Origin of the sequence: Microbacterium sp. CCH5-D1, assembly GCF_001557335.1 — a bacterium.
Lineage (GTDB): Bacteria > Actinomycetota > Actinomycetes > Actinomycetales > Microbacteriaceae > Microbacterium > Microbacterium oxydans.
Genome location: NZ_LSJW01000034.1, coordinates 15505 through 32676, shown reverse-complemented (window position 1 = coordinate 32676; position 17172 = coordinate 15505). Strand labels below are relative to the sequence as shown.

At 68.0% G+C, this 17172-nt stretch carries 17 protein-coding genes; 7 read left to right on the top strand and 10 right to left on the bottom strand.

The features are described from left to right. Positions 1–24: 24 nt before the first annotated feature. From AX744_RS02215 to AX744_RS02200, 4 genes are all read right to left on the bottom strand, one after another. Positions 25–285, bottom strand: a complete 261-nt coding sequence (locus tag AX744_RS02215) for a YHS domain-containing protein (protein ID WP_046746401.1) — start codon at positions 283–285, stop codon at positions 25–27. Between the two features lie 19 nt (positions 286–304). Further along, a complete protein-coding gene (locus AX744_RS02210) occupies positions 305–2632 on the bottom strand; it encodes a heavy metal translocating P-type ATPase (protein WP_061015277.1) in 2328 nt (775 codons plus the stop codon). Between the two features lie 66 nt (positions 2633–2698). Beyond that, positions 2699–3661 carry a hypothetical protein gene (locus AX744_RS02205; protein ID WP_061015267.1) on the bottom strand — a complete coding sequence of 321 codons (963 nt, stop codon included), beginning with the start codon at positions 3659–3661 and terminating at the stop codon, positions 2699–2701. Then, positions 3661–3870, bottom strand: coding sequence for a heavy-metal-associated domain-containing protein (locus AX744_RS02200; RefSeq protein ID WP_046746404.1), 210 nt, complete (start codon positions 3868–3870; stop codon positions 3661–3663). The genes AX744_RS02205 and AX744_RS02200 overlap by 1 nt, the downstream gene beginning before the upstream one ends. Before the next feature lie 207 nt (positions 3871–4077). Here AX744_RS02200 and AX744_RS02195 point away from each other — a divergent pair, with 207 nt between their 5' ends. Continuing rightward, positions 4078–5013, top strand: a complete 936-nt coding sequence (locus AX744_RS02195; RefSeq protein WP_061015266.1) for an HAD family hydrolase — start codon at positions 4078–4080, stop codon at positions 5011–5013. Here AX744_RS02195 and AX744_RS20935 read toward each other — a convergent pair. The 4 genes from AX744_RS20935 to AX744_RS02175 form a co-directional block, all read right to left on the bottom strand. Further along, positions 4967–5314, bottom strand: coding sequence for a sulfatase-like hydrolase/transferase (locus AX744_RS20935; RefSeq protein WP_061015265.1), 348 nt, complete (start codon positions 5312–5314; stop codon positions 4967–4969). The genes AX744_RS02195 and AX744_RS20935 overlap by 47 nt on opposite strands. A 234-nt stretch (positions 5315–5548) precedes the next feature. After that, complete coding sequence (locus AX744_RS02185; RefSeq protein WP_231728724.1) at positions 5549–6919, bottom strand: hypothetical protein; 1371 nt, start codon at positions 6917–6919, stop codon at positions 5549–5551. A gap of 47 nt (positions 6920–6966) precedes the next feature. Beyond that, a complete protein-coding gene (locus AX744_RS02180; RefSeq protein ID WP_061015264.1) occupies positions 6967–7308 on the bottom strand; it encodes an SHOCT domain-containing protein in 342 nt (113 codons plus the stop codon). A 1-nt stretch (position 7309) separates the two neighbouring features. Further along, complete coding sequence (locus tag AX744_RS02175; protein ID WP_061015276.1) at positions 7310–7744, bottom strand: DUF6325 family protein; 435 nt, start codon at positions 7742–7744, stop codon at positions 7310–7312. 214 nt (positions 7745–7958) lie between these two features. On the opposite strand from AX744_RS02175, the gene AX744_RS02170 reads away from it, so the two are divergent. Further along, a complete protein-coding gene (locus tag AX744_RS02170; protein ID WP_061015263.1) occupies positions 7959–8345 on the top strand; it encodes an SHOCT domain-containing protein in 387 nt (128 codons plus the stop codon). A 4-nt stretch (positions 8346–8349) separates the two neighbouring features. Continuing rightward, entirely contained in the window at positions 8350–8796 is a 447-nt protein-coding gene (locus AX744_RS02165) for a DUF6325 family protein (protein ID WP_061015262.1), read from the top strand. A gap of 22 nt (positions 8797–8818) precedes the next feature. Here the strand turns inward: AX744_RS02165 and AX744_RS02160 are convergent, their stop codons facing one another. After that, positions 8819–11275, bottom strand: a complete 2457-nt coding sequence (locus AX744_RS02160) for a LuxR C-terminal-related transcriptional regulator (RefSeq protein WP_061015261.1) — start codon at positions 11273–11275, stop codon at positions 8819–8821. A gap of 146 nt (positions 11276–11421) precedes the next feature. Further along, on the bottom strand, positions 11422–12489 hold the full coding sequence (locus AX744_RS02155; protein ID WP_082738369.1) for a DUF998 domain-containing protein: 1068 nt from the start codon (positions 12487–12489) through the stop codon (positions 11422–11424). Positions 12490–12666: 177 nt separating this feature from the next. Between AX744_RS02155 and AX744_RS02150 the strand changes: the two genes are divergently transcribed. The 4 genes from AX744_RS02150 to AX744_RS02135 all read left to right on the top strand — a co-directional run bounded on the left by AX744_RS02150 (position 12667) and on the right by AX744_RS02135 (position 17144). Further along, a complete protein-coding gene (locus tag AX744_RS02150; RefSeq protein ID WP_061015259.1) occupies positions 12667–13500 on the top strand; it encodes a mechanosensitive ion channel family protein in 834 nt (277 codons plus the stop codon). A gap of 21 nt (positions 13501–13521) precedes the next feature. Continuing rightward, positions 13522–14664: an AI-2E family transporter gene (locus AX744_RS02145; RefSeq protein WP_231728723.1), complete on the top strand. Its 1143-nt coding sequence runs from the start codon at positions 13522–13524 to the stop codon at positions 14662–14664. Between the two features lie 132 nt (positions 14665–14796). Continuing rightward, entirely contained in the window at positions 14797–16473 is a 1677-nt protein-coding gene (locus tag AX744_RS02140) for a SulP family inorganic anion transporter (protein ID WP_061015257.1), read from the top strand. Then, on the top strand, positions 16473–17144 hold the full coding sequence (locus AX744_RS02135) for a GAP family protein (protein WP_061015256.1): 672 nt from the start codon (positions 16473–16475) through the stop codon (positions 17142–17144). Before AX744_RS02140 ends, AX744_RS02135 begins: the two co-directional genes overlap by 1 nt. Positions 17145–17172 lie beyond the last annotated feature (28 nt).

Here is a 17172-nt window from a genome sequence, read left to right as displayed (position 1 = left end):
TGCGCCCCCGCACGGGTGAAACGTTCAGGCAGCGGCGGCGTACTTCGCCGGGTCGGCGTCGAACGCCGGCCCGCACCCCGCGCAGCAGAAGTAGTAGCGCGTGCCTTCGTAGTCGCGGAACAGGCCGGCGGCCTCGGCATCCGCGATGACGACGGGACTGCCGACCATCACCGGACACTCCGCCATGTCCCCGGCTGCGGGCGCCAGCAGGTCCTTGCGTCCATCGGCGGACACGGCGGTGGTGCTGTTCACGCTGCAGCAGGAGGCTGCGGGGGAATCGGACATGACATTCTCCTCTGGGGTATCAACGGGTTCCGGGCGTGGAGACCGATGCGGCGCGATCCTGCGCCGCACCGCTCCGTGCCGGAGAGGGATCCGCCGCCTGGCTCCGGAAGGAGCGCAGCCGGAGGCTGTTGCCGACGACGAAGACGCTGGAGAACGCCATCGCCGCACCGGCGAGCATGGGGTTGAGCAGACCGAGGGCCGCGAGCGGGATCGCCGCGACGTTGTAGGCGAAGGCCCAGAAGAGGTTGCCCTTGATCGTGCCGAGTGTCCGTCTCGAGAGGCGGATCGCGTCCGCGGCGCTGCGCAGATCGCCGCGGACGAGCGTGATGTCGCTCGCCTCGATCGCGACGTCGGTGCCTGTGCCCATGGCCAGCCCCAGGTCGGCCTGGGCGAGCGCGGCCGCATCGTTGACGCCGTCGCCGACCATCGCGACGACCTTGCCCTCGCGCTGGAGCCGGGTGACCACGTCGACCTTGTCCTTCGGCAGCACTTCCGCGATCACCTCGGCGATCCCGACCTCCGCCGCGATCTGCTCGGCCACCGCTCTGTTGTCGCCGGTGAGAAGGATGGGCGTCAGCCCCAGACTCTTCAGCTGCGAGATGGCCTGCGCGCTGGTCGGCTTCACGGTGTCGGCCACCACGAGCACACCACGGGCTTCCCCGTCCCATCCCACGGCGATGGCCGTCTTGCCCTGACTCTCCGCCTCCGCCTTCGCCGAAGCGAGGTCGGCGGGCAGATGCTGCGACCACTCCGCCAGCAGCGATTCACGGCCCACCAGCACGGCATGTCCGTCGACGACGCCCTGGACGCCCTTGCCTTCGACGTTGACGAAGTCCTCCGCCGCGGGGAGCGCTCCGAGCTCCTGGGTCGCGGCCTTCGCCACCGCCTGCGCGATCGGGTGCTCCGAGGCATCCTCCACCGCACCCGCAAGGCGGAGCAGCTCGCGCCTGTCGACCCCCGCCGCGGTGTGCACCGCGGTGAGTGTCATCCTGCCGCTGGTGACGGTCCCGGTCTTGTCGAGCACCACCGTGTCGACCTTGCGGGTCGACTCGAGCACCTCAGGACCCTTGATCAGGATGCCCATCTGCGCGCCACGTCCCGTTCCCACCAGCAGCGCGGTCGGCGTCGCGAGACCGAGTGCACACGGGCACGCGATGATGAGGACGGCGACAGCGGCGGTGAAGGCGGCCGACGCCGGGAATCCGGCTCCGAGCCAGGCTCCGAGCGTGGCGAGGGCGATCGCGATGACGATGGGCACGAAGATCCCCGACACACGGTCGGCGAGCCGCTGCACCTCGGCCTTCCCGGTCTGCGCGTCCTCGACCAGCTTCGCCATCTGCGCCAGCTGCGTGTCGGATCCGACGCGCGTGGCACGGATGATCAGACGACCGCCCGCGTTGACGGTCGCGCCGGTCACGGCATCCCCCTCGCCCACCTCCACCGGCGCCGATTCACCGGTGAGCATCGAGGCGTCCACCGCTGAGGTCCCCGACACGATGATGCCGTCGGTGGCGATCTTCTCTCCTGGGCGCGCGACGAACTCATCTCCCGGCTTCAGTTCGGCGGTGGGGATCCGCGTCTCGATGCCGTCGCGGATCACGGCGACTTCTTTTGCGCCGAGTTCGAGCAGCGCCCGCAGTGCCGCCCCGGCCTGGCGCTTGGACCTCTTCTCGAAGTAGCGCCCGGCGAGGATGAACATCGTCACCCCGGCGCCCACCTCGAGATAGATGTTCGCCGCACCGTCGCTGGGTGCCACGGTCAGTTCGAACGGGTGCGTCATGCCGGGTGCCCCCGCGGTCCCGAAGAACAACGCGTACAGCGACCACAGCAGTGCGGCGATCGTTCCCATCGAGATCAGTGTGTCCATGGTGGCAGCGCCGTGCCGGAGGTTCGTCCACGCCGCCTTGTGGAACGGCCACGCCGCCCACACGATGACGGGTCCGGCCAGAGCCAGCGAGAGCCACTGCCAGGAGGTGAACTGCAGCGCCGGGATCATCGCCATCGCGATGACGGGCACGGTCAGGATGATCGAGGCGACGAGCCGGTGCCTGAGGCTGGTCAACTCCGCGTCCGACGCGTCGGTCACCTCGCCGGCGGGCGTCTTCGCTTCTGGCATCGGGAGAACGGCGGTGTAGCCGGTCTTCTCCACCTCCGCGATGAGCAGCGCCGGGTCGAATCCCTCCGGTGCGGTCACCTTGGCCTTCTCCGTCGCGTAGTTCACGGTCGCGGTGATGCCGTCGATCCGGTTGAGCTTCTTCTCGATCCGCATCGCGCACGATGCGCAGGTCATGCCGCCGATCTCCAGCTCGACGCTGGTCGGTGCGGCTGCGGACTGCGTGTCCGTCATGGTGTGCTCTCCTCGATCCTCGCGCTGCCCGTACGACGGCGGGAAGCGCACTTCTTGTGGACGGCTTCAGTGCTCGTCGTGCTCGTCTTCGCCCGTGCCCGTCGACGACCCGTCGGCCGGAGCTTCCGCGTCCAGCACGAACGCTGCGGTGTGCACCGTCCCCTCCACCTGGAAGTCGAGGTAAAGCAGGTATCGTCCCGCGGTGGGCGTCTGGGCGGTGAAGACCACCTCGGGGCCGGCGACGTCGCCGGGAGCCGGCTCATCGCCGTGCGCGTGGACGTGCAGGTAGGCGAGGTCTCCCTCCCGCAGCGCGACGAGGTGGCCGAAGGCGCCCAGGTAGGGCTCGAGCGTCGTGACGGGCACGCCGTCTCGGCTGACCTCGACGGTCAGCTCGCTCGCAGCACCGGCGACGAGGGCGCCGGTGATCGACACGTCGAAGCCGTCGACGGCCGCGCGCCTCTCGGTTCCGGTCGGGGGACGCGGTTGGAAAACGCCCGCGATGTCCACCGTCCGTGAAAGTGTCACCGGTGTCCCGCCCGTCGCGGTGAAGTCCGCGTAGACGCGGTAGGTTCCCGCCGCATCCCAGGTCCACGGCAGCGACCACGTGCCCGTGTGTTCGTCCCGTTCGGGATGGACATGGCGGTACCCGCTGCCGTCACTGCGCACCACGATCAGGTGCAGCTGCTTGCCGTGCGCGGTCTCATACGAGGTGACGGGGGTGCCGGCGGCGTCCCGGATCACGAAGGACAGCTCCCCCGCGACTCCGCTTTCGTCCGGCGCTTCGACCACGCCCATGGCGTATCCCGATGCGGCGATGGTCACTCCGCTCACGTCGATCTCCTCGTCCATCCCGTTCTGAGTGTTCTGCTCTGCGCCTTGCGGGGACGGCCCGTCATGACCGGCGCCCGCGCGTCCCATCCAGGACGCAACCGCACTGTCCGGGACGATGGCGCCCGCCGCGGCGAATGCGATGCCGAACACCATCACGAGTCCCGCGCCGTAGAGGCCGAGACGGCCAGCGGTGTTCATCAGGCCGGCACCGCCTGGTATCCGGCCTCGTCGACGGCTGCGAGGATCACCGCATCGTCGAGCGGGTGTGCGCTCGTCACGACGAGCCTGCCGGTCTGTGCGCTGACGTCGATCGAGTCGACTCCGGGAACCTGGCCGACCTCGCTGCGGATAGCGACCTCGCAGTGGCCGCAGCTCATCCCGCTCACCTGGTACTCGCTCGTGCTCATGACGGTTCCTCTTTCGTTCTCGCATACCCGGGTGGGGTACTCCTTCACGCCAACCCTATACCCTCCAGGGGTATTCCCGTCAACCGGGCGCGCTCGTCTCGCCGAGCGCGCGCATCGCCCGTCGGGGGTGATCGAAGCGTCTCGGTTCCGCTGTGGGATGACAGCCTGGACCCGCTGCCGACACTCGGCGAGAAGCGAGGATCTGACATGACCGGACACCCCTCCCTGCCTTCGTGGCGCGACACTCCGACCCGCACGGACATCGAGGATTTCGTCGCCGCCGTGACCGTGGGGCCGGACGCAGTCCCCGTCGAGGAGCGGATCGCCGTGTTCGACAACGACGGGACGCTGTGGCCCGAGAAGCCCATGATCACCCAACTGCACTATGTCGTCGAGCAGTGGCGAGCCGCCGCCGAGCGCACACCCGAGCTCGCCGAGCGCCAGCCCTACCTCGCGGCCGTGAGCGGCGATTACGGCTGGCTGGGCACGGCGATCGACAAGCACTACGGCGGCGACGACTCGGATCTGACGATCATCATCCAGGCGCTCGTCGGGCTCACGCAGGGGATGAGCGTCGAGGACTACGCGCGTTCGGTGGCCGAGTTCTATCGCACCGCTCAGCACCCGACGTTGAAGCGCCCCTATTCCCAGACGGTCTACCAGCCCATGGTCGAGCTGCTCCGATACCTGGAGCACCACGGCTTCACCTGCTACATCGTCTCCGGCGGCGAGCGCGACTTCATGCGTCCCATGACGCAGGCGAACTACGGTATCCCTCCGGAGCGCGTGGTCGGATCGGCCTTCGGCCTGACATGGGACGATGCGGACGCGACGGTGCGGTATTCCTCCTCCCTCGCCTTCTTCGACGACGGTCCGGAGAAACCCGTCCGCATCTGGACGCGCATCGGCAGGCGCCCGCTGTTCGTCGGCGGCAACTCGAACGGCGACACCGCGATGATGGACTTCGCCCGGCGTGGGCCCCGCCCCGGATTCGCGATCCTGATCCACCACGACGACCCGTCACGCGGTGACACCCCCTATGACGCCGGCGCGGAGAAGGCCCTCGCGAGCGCCGACGACAAGGGCTACACGGTGGTCAGTGTGAAAGACGACTGGGCGACGGTGTTCCCCGCGGCTCCCTGATCACTTCGAAGCCGAGCTGCAGGGGCCACATCGATCGGTCCCCGCCGGGGGCGTTGTCCTCTTCCGGGACGTTGTGGTCCTTGCCCACCCAGAAGGTCGAGTAGCCGTTCTGCTGCAGGATCTGGCCGATCGTCGCGCACTCCCCCGGCAGGCGTCCCGCGAATCCGGGGAACCCGTTGGTGCCCTCCATGATGACCCCGGCGCGGTTCACGTGGTGGTTTCGACCGGTGAGCATGGTCGATCGGGTCGGGGAGCACAGCGCCGTCGTGTGCCACTGCGTGTACGCGAGTCCGTCGGGCAAGGCAGTCCATCGTGGGCATGCTGATGCGGCCACCGTACGGCGACCAGGAGGCGAGTCCGGTGTCGTCGTAGAGCACGACGAGGACGTTTGGTGCACCATCGGGAGCCTTCCGCAGCTCGTACGGTGACCAGTCCGGGACCGAGTCCCGCACGTCCAGTTCGATCTGACCGGCGAAGTCCGCGTTGGATTCCGGCATCCTCTGCTCCTTCGATCATGAAGGCGAGGCCGGCGACGTCACAGCGACGCCACCTCCACGTCTGTGTCTGTGTCTGTGTCGCTACGGTCCGAACTCGTCCCGTCGGCATCGGACGCCCCCGCGACCGCTGGGGAGGGAAGCTCCGGACGTCGGAGCAGCTCGATCACGATCACGAAGACGACGAGCCCGGCGGTCACGCCGAGGACGGTCCCGAACGTCACCGGTCTGGTCACGACGAGGACGAGCACCGCGATCGCCATGCCCACGAGCAGGAGGGGTCCATGGAACCGCTCGATCATGAGGCCGAGCCGACCTGTCGACAATCCGCGACGCTCCCACGTGCCGCGCGTTGCGGAGAACCCGCTGTCGAGTGCGCTCCGCAGGGCCACGGCCGCACGGCTCGTGCCTGCACCCCATGCCCAGACAGCGATCAGCACGCCGACCATCGCCAGCGCGGCGATCGTCGGGCTCAACAGCGACGTCACCTGATCGAACAGCGACTGCGCGGCCGCCGCGGTCATGATCGACGGGCTGACGGCACCGATGAAGAACGTGCGCCCGATGCCCACTCCTCCTGCGAGGAGGAGGAATGCGGCAGCGAACGCCGCACTGGTCCAGAACAGTGCCCGCAGTCGGTTGCGCGCCACCGCGATGCCGACGACCACGAGACCGAGAACGACCCATGGCAACCAGAAGCCGGCGGCGACGGCCACCTGGTACAGGGTGCGCACCAGCACCAGCGCGTCGGCCTGAGCGATCGGAATCGATCTGTCGATCGCGGGGATGAGGTCGGCGAATCCGACGCCGCGTTCTTTCAAGGCGTCCTTGACCCGGTCGACGACGAGACCGAGATCTACCGAGAGCACACCGTCATCTGCGAGTTGCAACGCGGTGCCTGGGCTGTTCTGCATGATCGCGACAGCGCGCTCATGGGTGAAACGGAGCGACTGAGCCCAGATGTCGGCGAATTGGTCGGAGGCGACGACGTCATGGATGACACCGTCGACGAGGGAGGTCAGTCCGCTGGCCGCCGGCGCTTCCAACAGGGAGAGCGCCGACGAGGCTCGTGGTGGCAGATCGAGCTCACGGAGCCCGTCGAACACGTCGCCGACGACGGCGTCGAAGTCCACCTGCTCCTGGATGGCGGAGCTGACCTGATCGGCGACGAAGTCCTGAACGTCGGGGTCGGCTGCGAGAGGTGCGAACGTCGCGACGAAGCGATCGGCGTCCACGAGCTGCAGACGCGCCCACGTCCCCATGGCGGCGATCGGCGCCAACAGCACCGCCACCGCCAGGACGATTCCCGCGACGATGCTCCTGGCCACCGGACGGCGTCGTGGCTTCGCGAGCTCGGCGTTCTCCTGCTCCAGCAGGGCGACTCGTGCCCGTAGATCGTCCAGTTCGCTCATTCGCGCTCTCGTCTCTGCTGTCGTTCCCGCGGCGGGCGATCTCGTCGTCAGCTCAGGAGCTTCTGCTTCGCTGCGGCGAACTCGGCCTCCGAGAGCACACCGGAGTCCTTCAGGGATGCGAGCTGCTGCAGCTTCGCGATCAGATCGTTCCCCGCTGCGGGGGCTGCCGGCGGCGGTGAGGAGTACTGCGCGGCGGCGTTCTGCGAGGCAGCGTCGATCTGCGCCTGCTGCTGCGCGGCCTCGTACTGCTGCTGTTCGTACTCCCCCTGTGCACGCTGCTCCTGGCGCCGTGACATCGCACCGCCGATGGCTGTCGCTGTTCCCGCAACCACCGCGGTCCTGGCCGCGAGGCCGATGAGCCCCGGCCGGCCGAATCTTCTCAAGGGCATGTCATTCACCTTCCTGATCGAGGATGTCCATCACCGCGTTCACCACGGGCGCCGGGACGCGCTCCGTGCGCAGCACCTCGCCCCCCGCCGCCGCGAGGTTCTGTGCAAGGGCGCGCGCGAAGGTGAGCTCGAGTACCACGAGTGCCGCAGACCGGCCCGGCGCGAGCGACGCGGCCAGCGCCTCGACGTCCTCCTCGCCTGCCAAGCCCGCGGCGATCGGCTCGAAGTCATCCAGACCGAGCGAGCCGTCCTCATCCTCGAGCTCGACGATCTCGACCGTCCCCGTCTCCGATTTTGCGATCACGACGAAGTCGAGCAGCCGCACCACTCCGCTGTCGACGAGATCGGTCAAGGCACGGAAAGTCGCCGGATCCGGACGCGACCCCTCGAACCCGACGAGGTAGAGCTCGGCCGGACCGAATCGGAAGTCATTCATGAAGATTTCCCTTCTCACGGCGCGCACGCCGACCGTGAACGACTCCATGCTCGCACCGCCTCCCCGGAAAAGCGCCGCGCTCTCACCCGCGGAGGATGAGAGCTCCGGCGCCGGCCCGACGCCGGGTCGCCCGTGCAGGGTGAGCGGTGCGTTCGCTCCGCGGTCACCGCTGGCACCATCGCCGTAAGCAACAACTCAACGAAAGAGGTGCGACGTGTCCATTTGGGAAAGCTTCTGGGACATCATCTGGTGGTTCTTCTGGGTCTTCGTGTTCGTCTCCTATCTGATGGTGCTCTTCAACATCGTCGCCGACCTGTTCCGGGATCACACCCTCAACGGCTGGTGGAAAGCCGTCTGGATCATCTTCCTGATCTTCGTCCCGTTCCTCACGGCGCTCATCTACCTGATCGCGCGCGGCAGGGGCATGGGCGAACGGAGCGCGTCGGCGTACCGCGAACAGCAGCACGCAGCGGACTCCTACATCCGCAGCGTCGCCGGGTCGAGCCCCAGCGATGAGATCGACAAGGCGTCCAAGCTGCTCGCCGCCGGCACGATCACCCCGGACGAGTTCTCGGCCATCAAGGCCCGTGCGTTGAGCTGACGTCGTGGCTGAGGCGGTCGATCTGACGAGACTCCGGGCGCTCGGCGACGTGGAGTTCGTCGTCGTCCGCCTCGAGGACGACCGCCTCGGCTCCCACGTCCTCGAGGCGCTCCTACGCCAGGTGGAGAACGGCGCCATCCGCCTGCTCGACGTCGTGATCATCAGGCGCCTCGGTCCTGACGAACATCGCCTCGTCGAGGTGGATCGCGATGATTTCACGCTCGCGGGTCTGGTCCTGGGAACGCCGGGGCTCATCGGAGCGGACGATGCAGGACACTTCGCCGCGAGGATCCCGATCGGTGCTCTCGCCGCCCTGTTCCTCGTCGAACTCGCCTGGGTGGAGCGGTTCGCCCGCGACGTGGACTGCAGGATCGATCGGATCCTCACGACGCAGCAGATCCCTGCCAGGGTCGCGAACACCGTCCTCTCGTCGGCCCTTCGCGGGCCGTGACTCCGTTCAGGGATGGCGCGGGTCAGACGGTCGTGCGCACGGCCTCGCGACGCGACGACACTCCGAGCTTCCGGTAGATCGCGCGCTGGTGCGTCTTCACCGTGTTGATCGACACCGCGAGCTCACGAGCGATCTCCTGCAGGGTACGCGCCGTCTGCAACTGCTGGAAGACGTCGCGCTCCCGTTCGGAGAGAGCGTCCACTGGCGAACCCGCGTTGTCCTTCGCCAGTGATCTGCCGATGAAGTCCTCGAACTGCGTCCCGAAGTGCACGTGCTCGGCCAGCAGTTTGCGCGCGGCTGTGTCGCGCGGACCGAACAGAAGACGGATGTCCTCCCCCGCGGCGACGGCGACAGCGGCCTCGCACAGCTCATGTGCCTCGTCGTGGTGGCCCGCACGACGTCGCAGCAATGCCGCCGTGAGCAGGGTCGAGGCCTTCACGTAGGAGACCTCGCCGAAAGCGCGCAGTGACCTCAGCATCTCTAGTGCGGCGGCGTACTCGCCGGCGCGCCGGAGCACACCCGACAGCGCGACGTTGACGACCGGCAGGTCAGGGCAGTGGATGTACTTCCGGGCGATCCGCATCGCGCGGTCCTGTCGACCGACGGCTTCTTCGAGCAGAGCGACCGACGACTCTCGGAAGGCCGGCCACGAGATGCCGTGCACCACCTCCAGCGGAATGTCCTGGATACCGATCGCCGCGCGGCGGCAGACCGCGACGTCTCCGGTCTCCGCAGCCGCGTAGGCGATCATCATGCGAGCCACACTCATGAAGGAATGGTCGGAGCCGGCGTTGTGGACGACGACGCCGAACTCGCGGATCGCGTCGTCGAACTCCCCCGCCCAGTACGACACGTATCCCGCTGCCACGGCCGCGCTGCCTCCCGCATACGTGCTCCACGGAAGTCCGACATCATCGGCGCGCTCGACGGTGCGGAGCGTTCGCCGTGCCTCGACGAATCGGCCGGCCCAGGTCTGTCCGAAGGCGAGGTGCCCGAGTGATCGCTTCGCGAGTTCGCGATCCCCCGAATTCTGCGCCTCTCGGGCCGCGGCGGAGAAGTACTCGAGCGGGACTGCCGGGTTACCGCGATGACGGATCTCCGTCCATCCGAGGAGATAGTTGAGCGCGGCTCGGTCCCCGAGATCCGTGGAATCCGCTTCGAGCAGCATCTGCCGCACCTTCGCGCTCGCATCCGCCACCGCCGCACGCTCGTCGGCGATGAAGAGCCGCGCGATCTGCAGCACGGCGGGCTCGTCAACACCGCCCGGTGTCGCCACCGTCGCCTCCGCCCGACGGAACAGCTCCCTCGCCACGCGATGATCGCCGAGCACGTCGCTGGCGCACGCACGCACCAGAAGCACCTGCGCGTCGTCGGGCACCCGATGCAGCATCTCCATCGCCGTGCGTTCGACCTCGTCGGCGCGGGCACCGACCACGAGCCCCACCCAGTGCCGGAGCAGCGTCTCTCTGGCACCGAAGAAGTCCGAGGCGTGGAGCGAATGCGCGATGGACGCTGTCGGATCGGTCGCCTCGAGTGCGGACGCCGCGCGACGATGACATGCGGCAGCGCGCTGCGCATCACCGGCCAGAATCTCCGCGCACCGCCGTGCGAAGGACGCGTGCCATCGGTACACGACACCGTGCGGACCCTCGAACCTGTCGAGGAAGAGACCGAGTCGCACGCACGTCTCCAGCATCGCCGGAGCATCGGCACGACCGGTGACCGCTGCAGCGAGCTCGGGAGTCAGCTCACCGCAGATGCTGGCCTCGAGGACGAAGTTCGAGACCTCGACCGGGAGTGCACCCAGCACGTGCTCTCTCACGTAACCGCCGAGGAAGCTCGAAGCGCTCTGTGCGCGGCTGTCCGGCTTGGCTCCGCCGATCATCATCAGTCTGACGGCGATAGGCCAGCCTCTGGTCTCCTCCATGATCGTCGCGCACGAGAGGCCGTCCGGTTCCTGGTCGAGGAGTTGCTGCACCTCGTCCCCGGTGAAGCTGAGTGTCTCCGCATCGACGAACGAACCGGGATGTGTCACCCGGTGCCGGGAAAGCGTCACCTCGAGGAGCGTCGTCCCCACCAGCACCACGCTGAGAGTGTCCGGAGGCTGCTCTGCCAGCATCCCCAGCAGACCTTCGCGCCACGCCTCCCCTGCGCGATGCGCATCGTCGACGACGAGATGCACGCGTTCCCCCGACTCCTCGAGGACTCGGCAGATCTCCTGATAGGCGCGATAGGGATCCTCCAGGTCCCGGTCGAGGTCGAGGTCGAGACCCGAGCGCCCAGCGGCTTCGACGAGCGCGTTAACGACCCCCTGAGTCAGCCTGGCGGGATCGGAGTCGAACGTGCTGAGCCCGAGCCATGCGACATGGTCGAGGCGGCATGCCCAATCGGCGACCGCGGTCGTCTTGCCGAAACCGCTCGGGGCGCTGACCACGGTCAGCGGGTGATGGGCTGCGGCTTCCTCCACCGCTGCGCTCACCCGTGCACGGTGGATGGCGCCCGGCTGGGGTGCGGGCGGCCGGAATCGCACCGTTGGTCCCGGTCTCGACGAACGTACGGGGTGCGACATGGCACCAAGCTAGTGGCGTCTCGAACACCCCTTCAAGGTCATCCTCCGGGTGATCTTTACCCGGCGGCTTCGGTGGCCGCGTCGCGTCTGAGCGCGTCCGCCGTGCGGATGAACAGGATGATCCAGGTGAACACGAGGGTGCCGGCCACCAGCTCGACCGCAGTGAGCGTGTAGTAGCCGATGGCGAAGAAGACCGCCAGCACCACGATGACGAGCAGGAAGACGTACCCCAGCATGAGGAAGGTCCGCGAGACTCCCGGCACCCACCGCCGGAGTCCGACGACGGCCACGGCGAACGCCACGACCATTCCCGACGCCACCCCGGTGTGGAGGGCGAAGTGTTCGTCCACGGGGAAGACACCGACCAACGCGAGGAAGACCCCGACGACGACGAGGCAGGTCCGAACCGCGATCACCCCGCGCGGATGCGTCGTCGGAACCTCCTTCGTCGCGTACCTCGCCAGCGTGGTGACCAGCACGCCTGCGACGATCAGAGTCAGGTTGAACGCTCGGGCCGACAGATCATCCGTCATGCCGAGCGCGCTGAGGTTCTCCTGCCACCATTGCGGATCACTCGCGGTCAGCATGCTCGCCAGGATCCCGAGGATCAGGAACACCGCGAGCACCGTCGCGAGCATCTGGAGATCGAGATGCGTCGACGAGTAGTACGTCACGTATGCCGAGAGCCCTGCCGCCGCCCCGGTGAGCATGAGCACCGGGACCGGGAAGACCACCGCTCCGCTGAACGCCGCTTCGATGACGACGGCTGCGAGTGTCCATCCGAGCAAGGCGATCACTGCGTGGGCGAAGGCGAAGGCAGCGATGTCGACGACGTCGAGCGCACCGAGGCGCTTCCGCCGTGCAGGATCGGAGGCGATCACGCGTCCTAAGACGAAGACCACGGTCGCCGTGACAGCGGACGCGAGCGCCGCGAACTGCCCGACGGAATCCGGCCCGGAGATGGGCGCCCCCTGCAGTCGGAACACCACGAGGGCGACGAGAGCGGCGATGATGAAGGCGCAGATCGAGATCTGAAGGCCGATGGCCTCTCGAGACCGTTCCCGCATGGCTCCCTTCGATCGGGCTGCCGTGATGAGGTCCGGTGATGGGGGCGACGACGACATGTGCTCAGTCTGGAGCTCTGCTCCGGCCTGAGCGAGCGCCCTTCACCCTCCTGGGGCGATGGCGCCGCCACCCCAGGACATCACCCCCGAGGGATGAGTGGCCGACCCGCGGCGAGCGCGCGCGTCGCATGCTGGTCGGATGTTGCGGATGAACCTGCGAGCGAGCGGTCGCCGCCCGTGAGTCTGGACGTGCTCTTCCCGGACGGCCTCTCGCCGTGGCAGATCGTGCTCGCGGTGCTCTCGGTCCTCGTCGGTTGGCTGCTCTCCCGTTTCGCACGCAAGTGCGTGCTCAAGATCACGAAGCGCGCACCGGGTATCTCCGACTCCGTCGCCCAGCTGGCGGCACGGTTCGCCCAGTACTCGCTGCTGCTGATCGGGATCGGGGTCGGGCTGGCCTTCCTCGGCGCGAATGTCCAACCGCTCCTGGCGATGACCGCGATCGCGGTCGTCGTTCTGGTCCTCGTGCTCCGCGGCGTCGCGGACAACTTCGCGGCCGGGGTGCTGATCCAATCCCGCCAGTCCGTGAAGATCGGCGAGGAGATAGAGGTCGAAGGGCCCGACGGCAAGCTGCGAGGAGTCGTGCAGGAGCTCAACGGCCGGTCGGTCATCCTCTCGACCGTCGACGGTCGGACCGTACACGTACCGAACGCCGCCCTCCTCACCGGGGTCCTGGTCAACGACTCTCGCCACGGTGCGCGGTGCAGCACCCTCGACATCCGGGTCGAACGGGCGGACGGGATCGATGCTCATGACGTCGTGTCGATCATCTCCCGCGCCGCGAGCGAGGTCGAAGGAGTGCACACCCGCGAACATCCGGGCGTGATCTTCACATCGGTCTCCCCGGACCGGTGGATGCTCGCGCTCCGCATCTGGCATCACCCGCTCCATGGCACGTCCGTGGTGTCAGCGACGATCCACGACGTGGCAGCGGCATTGGAAGCGGCGGGTCTGCGAGCCGTCGTCTCGGGACATCAGGACGTGCCGCCGCTGGTCGCTCCCGAGCCCTTCTGACCCGTCGACTACGCTTTCGGCGTGACCACCTCGCCTGCGCCGGAGCGCTCCCCCGACCGGATCTCCCCCAGTCTGCGGGTGCTGCTCCTTCTCGCGGCGAGCGCAGTGACCCTCGCCGGCGTCTACTTCGCGCGCGATCTCCTCGGACCCGTCGCGCTCGCGATCGTGATCGTGGTGATCTGCGATCCTCTGCGTCGACCGCTCGAACGGCGCGGGTGGCCGCAGTGGGGCAGCACGACCGCGGTGATCGTCGTCGCCTACCTGATCCTCCTGGTCATGGGCGCTCTGCTCTGGCTGGCCGGCACGCAGTTCGCGCGGCTCATCGCCGACCTCGTCTCGGAAGGCGGACTGGCGAAGACCGTCGATGATCTCGTCGGGTGGCTGCAGTCCCTCGGCCTGGACGAGGAGGCGTCGGCCGCCGCGGCTTCGGTCCTCGATCCGACGACGCTTCTGGGACTCGCACGCAGCATCGGCGGGACTGTGATCGGCGTCGCGACCGCACTGTTCTTCGTCTGCGCCTACATCATCTTCATGGCGGTCGACGCGGCCCGCTATCGGGACGCTCCGTCGGTGTTCGGGGCATCCAAGGCCGCAGTCATCGCCCGGATCACTCGGCTCAACACCGGTGTGCGCCGCTACTACATCGTCAACGCGACTTTCGGCGCGATCGTCGCTGTCATCGACGGTCTCGCGCTGTGGTGGATGGGCGTCCCCGCACCCGTGGTCTGGGCGATCCTCGCGTTCGTCACGAACTTCATCCCGAACATCGGCTTCGTGCTCGGGCTCGTCCCGCCCGCGATCCTGGCCTTCGTCGTCGGAGGGTGGCCTCTGCTCATCGGTGTGGTCGCGGTCTACTGCGTCGTGAACGTGGTGCTCCAGGTTCTCGTGCAGCCGAAGTTCGTCAGCGACGCCGTCGATCTCAGCTTGACCCTGAGCTTCTTCTCCGTGATCTTCTGGACCTTCATCATCGGCCCGCTCGGTGCGATCCTCTCGATCCCGCTCACGCTCCTCGCACGCACGCTCGTCTTCGAGGGCGATCCCGACACGCTCTGGGTGCGGTGGCTCTCGGGCGACCGCACCGCGGTCCCGCCGACACCGGAGCCGGAGCCCGCCCCGGCGGCGACACGGCGAGGCCGACGGCGGCGCATACCTCGTCGCCGCTGAGCGGGCGGCGCAGGACGCTCCGGCTGTAAATCACCAGGGGTGAGTTGCGGTCGATCCGTGGTCCGGCGACCCCTCCGGTGGGATCGTGGACGCAGGAGCGCTCGACCAGGGGCGCCGGCGGATGGAGGCGATGTGCAACGTCCACTCGCAGGACTGACCAGACGCAACTTCGTCACTGAGCTGACCGCTGGCGTCACTCTGCTCGCGATCGCCATCCCCCTCAACATCGGGTACGCGCAGATCGCGGGCCTGCCGCCCACCGCCGGGCTGTACGCACTCATCGTCCCCACGGTCGTCTACGCCCTCGTGGTGTCCTCCCGGCAGCTGGTCGCCTCACCCGATGCCGCAGCCGCAGCACTCGTCGCCTCCTCGATCGGCGGGCTCGCGGCCGCCGGAAGCGCGGACTACGCGACGCTCGCGCTCGCCCAGGCCATCATCTGCGGCATCATGTTCGCGTTGCTCGCGGTCTTCAAGCTCGGGTTCCTCGCCAACTTCCTCTCCAAGCCGATCCTCGTCGGCTTCGTCGGCGGTCTCGCCCTCGACATCATGGTGAGCCAGCTCGCGAAGATGCTCGGCGTCAGCATCGACTCCGGGAAGGACTTCACCGGGAAGGTCGCTGATCTGATCGGCGGGCTCCCGACGCTCAACGGATGGGCGGTGCTGATCTCGGTCTGCTCCGTCGCCGTGCTGCTGCTCGGCCGCAGGTTCCTCCGTGCCGTCCCGTGGGCTCTGATCGTCCTGGTGGCGACGACCGTCGTCGTGGTCCTGACCGGGCTCGACCAGCGAGGAGTCGACGTCCTGGGTGAGGTCCCCGCCGGTGCGCCCGTGCTCACGTGGCCCGTGATCGACTGGTCGCTGTGGCTCATGCTGGTCCCATCGGCGATCGCGCTGACACTGGTCACCACGGCCGAGGGGCTTCTGGTGTCGAGGTCGTATTCCGAGAAGCACGGCTACCCGTTCCACGCGAACCGCGATCTCCTGGCGTTCGGCGCGGCGAACATCGCCGCAGGCGCTCAGGGCAGCTTCTCCGTCGGCTCATCGACGTCCCGCACCGCCGCCATGGATCAGGCGGGTTCTCGTACGCAGTTCCCCGCGCTGATCCTCGCTGCAGGCACGCTCCTGCTGCTGCTGTTCGGCACCGCGCTGCTGGCCGATATCCCCTCCCCGGCGATCGGAGCGATCGTCGGCGTCGCGATCATCCCCCTGCTCGGCATCCGCGAGTTCATCGATCTGTGGCGCAAAGACCGGTTCGAGTTCCTGATCGGCGCGACCTGCTTCCTGGTCACCCTGTTCATCGGTTCGATCCCCGGGATCCTCGTCGCATTCGTCCTCGCGCTGATAAACCTGGCCAAGCGCGCGGCCAATCCGGCCATCGACGTCCTCGAGTCCACCGGCGACCCGGGTGAGTCGCTCCTGGAGGATGCGCCGGCCGGGACCATGACCGCTCCGGGGATCGTGGTCGTCCGACTCGCCGCGCCCCTGTTCTTCGCGAACGGGGCGGTGTTCTCCTCTGCGGTGAAGACCGCCGTCCGCGCCGCCGGAGAGAACGAGGTCCGTCACCTGGTGGTCGATATGGAGGCGGTGACCGACGTCGATGTCACCGGCGCCGAATCGTTCGCCTCCCTCAAGGAATGGCTCGCCGACCGCTCCGTCTCCCTGTCCTTCAGCCGAGTGCGCCCCAACACCGTGCACCGGCTGAAGGCCCTCGATCTCCTGGCTTCGGAACACGTCTACGCGACCAACCGCGAGGCGATCGCGATGCTCGCCGCTCCGGAAGCAGGACGAGCTCCCCTCGAGAAAGGCCCCTGATGGGTAGCGTCATCGGAGACATCCTCCCGCTCGCGCTCGGCGTGGCGATCAGTCCGATTCCGATCATCGCCGCAATCCTCATGCTGCTCTCGCCCAAGGCGAGGGTGACCAGCGTCGGCTTCCTCTTCGGCTGGGTGCTGGGGATCGTCGTCGCGGTGACGGTCTTCACGCTGGTGTCCTCGCTCCTGCCGGAAGATGACAGCGACGCGTCGCATCCGATCCGCGGCGCGGTGCAGCTCGTTCTGGGGGCTCTGCTCTTCCTGCTGGCTTTCGGGCAGTGGCGCAAACGCCCCCGGCCGGGCGAGGAGGCCGCACTGCCGAAGTGGATGAAGGCGATCGACACGATCACCTTCCCGTTCGCGTTCGGGCTCGGCTTCCTGCTGTCGGCGGTGAATCCCAAGAACCTCATCATGGCCGCCGGCGCCGGCACGGACATCGGTGGCGCGGCGCTTCCCGTGGGGTCGATCGTCGTGGTGATCGCCGTGTACACGGTCATCGCCGCCTCGACGGTGCTCGTCCCGGTCATCGGCTACCTCGTCGCCGCCGATCGGCTCCGAGCGCCCCTGGATGCTCTCCGCGGTTGGCTGGCGGCGGAGAATGCCGTCATCATGGCGGTTCTGCTGCTGGTCATCGGCATCTCGATGATCGGCAAGGGCATCGGCAGCTTCTGAGGCACGGCAGCGGGGTTGTGGAAGGAGG

Excerpts from the sequence above, each read along its gene's own strand:
- AX744_RS02135 (WP_061015256.1), top strand. The coding sequence starts at position 16,473 with ATGGGTAGCGTCATCGGAGACATCCTCCCGCTCGCGCTCGGCGTGGCG.
- AX744_RS02195 (WP_061015266.1), top strand. The coding sequence starts at position 4,078 with ATGACCGGACACCCCTCCCTGCCTTCGTGGCGCGACACTCCGACCCGC.
- AX744_RS02200 (WP_046746404.1), bottom strand. The coding sequence starts at position 3,870 with ATGAGCACGAGCGAGTACCAGGTGAGCGGGATGAGCTGCGGCCACTGC.
- AX744_RS02175 (WP_061015276.1), bottom strand. The coding sequence starts at position 7,744 with ATGAATGACTTCCGATTCGGTCCGGCCGAGCTCTACCTCGTCGGGTTC.
- AX744_RS02215 (WP_046746401.1), bottom strand. The coding sequence starts at position 285 with ATGTCCGATTCCCCCGCAGCCTCCTGCTGCAGCGTGAACAGCACCACC.
- AX744_RS02205 (WP_061015267.1), bottom strand. The coding sequence starts at position 3,661 with ATGAACACCGCTGGCCGTCTCGGCCTCTACGGCGCGGGACTCGTGATG.
- AX744_RS02180 (WP_061015264.1), bottom strand. The coding sequence starts at position 7,308 with ATGCCCTTGAGAAGATTCGGCCGGCCGGGGCTCATCGGCCTCGCGGCC.
- AX744_RS02155 (WP_082738369.1), bottom strand. The coding sequence starts at position 12,489 with ATGTCGTCGTCGCCCCCATCACCGGACCTCATCACGGCAGCCCGATCG.
- AX744_RS02185 (WP_231728724.1), bottom strand. The coding sequence starts at position 6,919 with ATGAGCGAACTGGACGATCTACGGGCACGAGTCGCCCTGCTGGAGCAG.
- AX744_RS02210 (WP_061015277.1), bottom strand. The coding sequence starts at position 2,632 with ATGACGGACACGCAGTCCGCAGCCGCACCGACCAGCGTCGAGCTGGAG.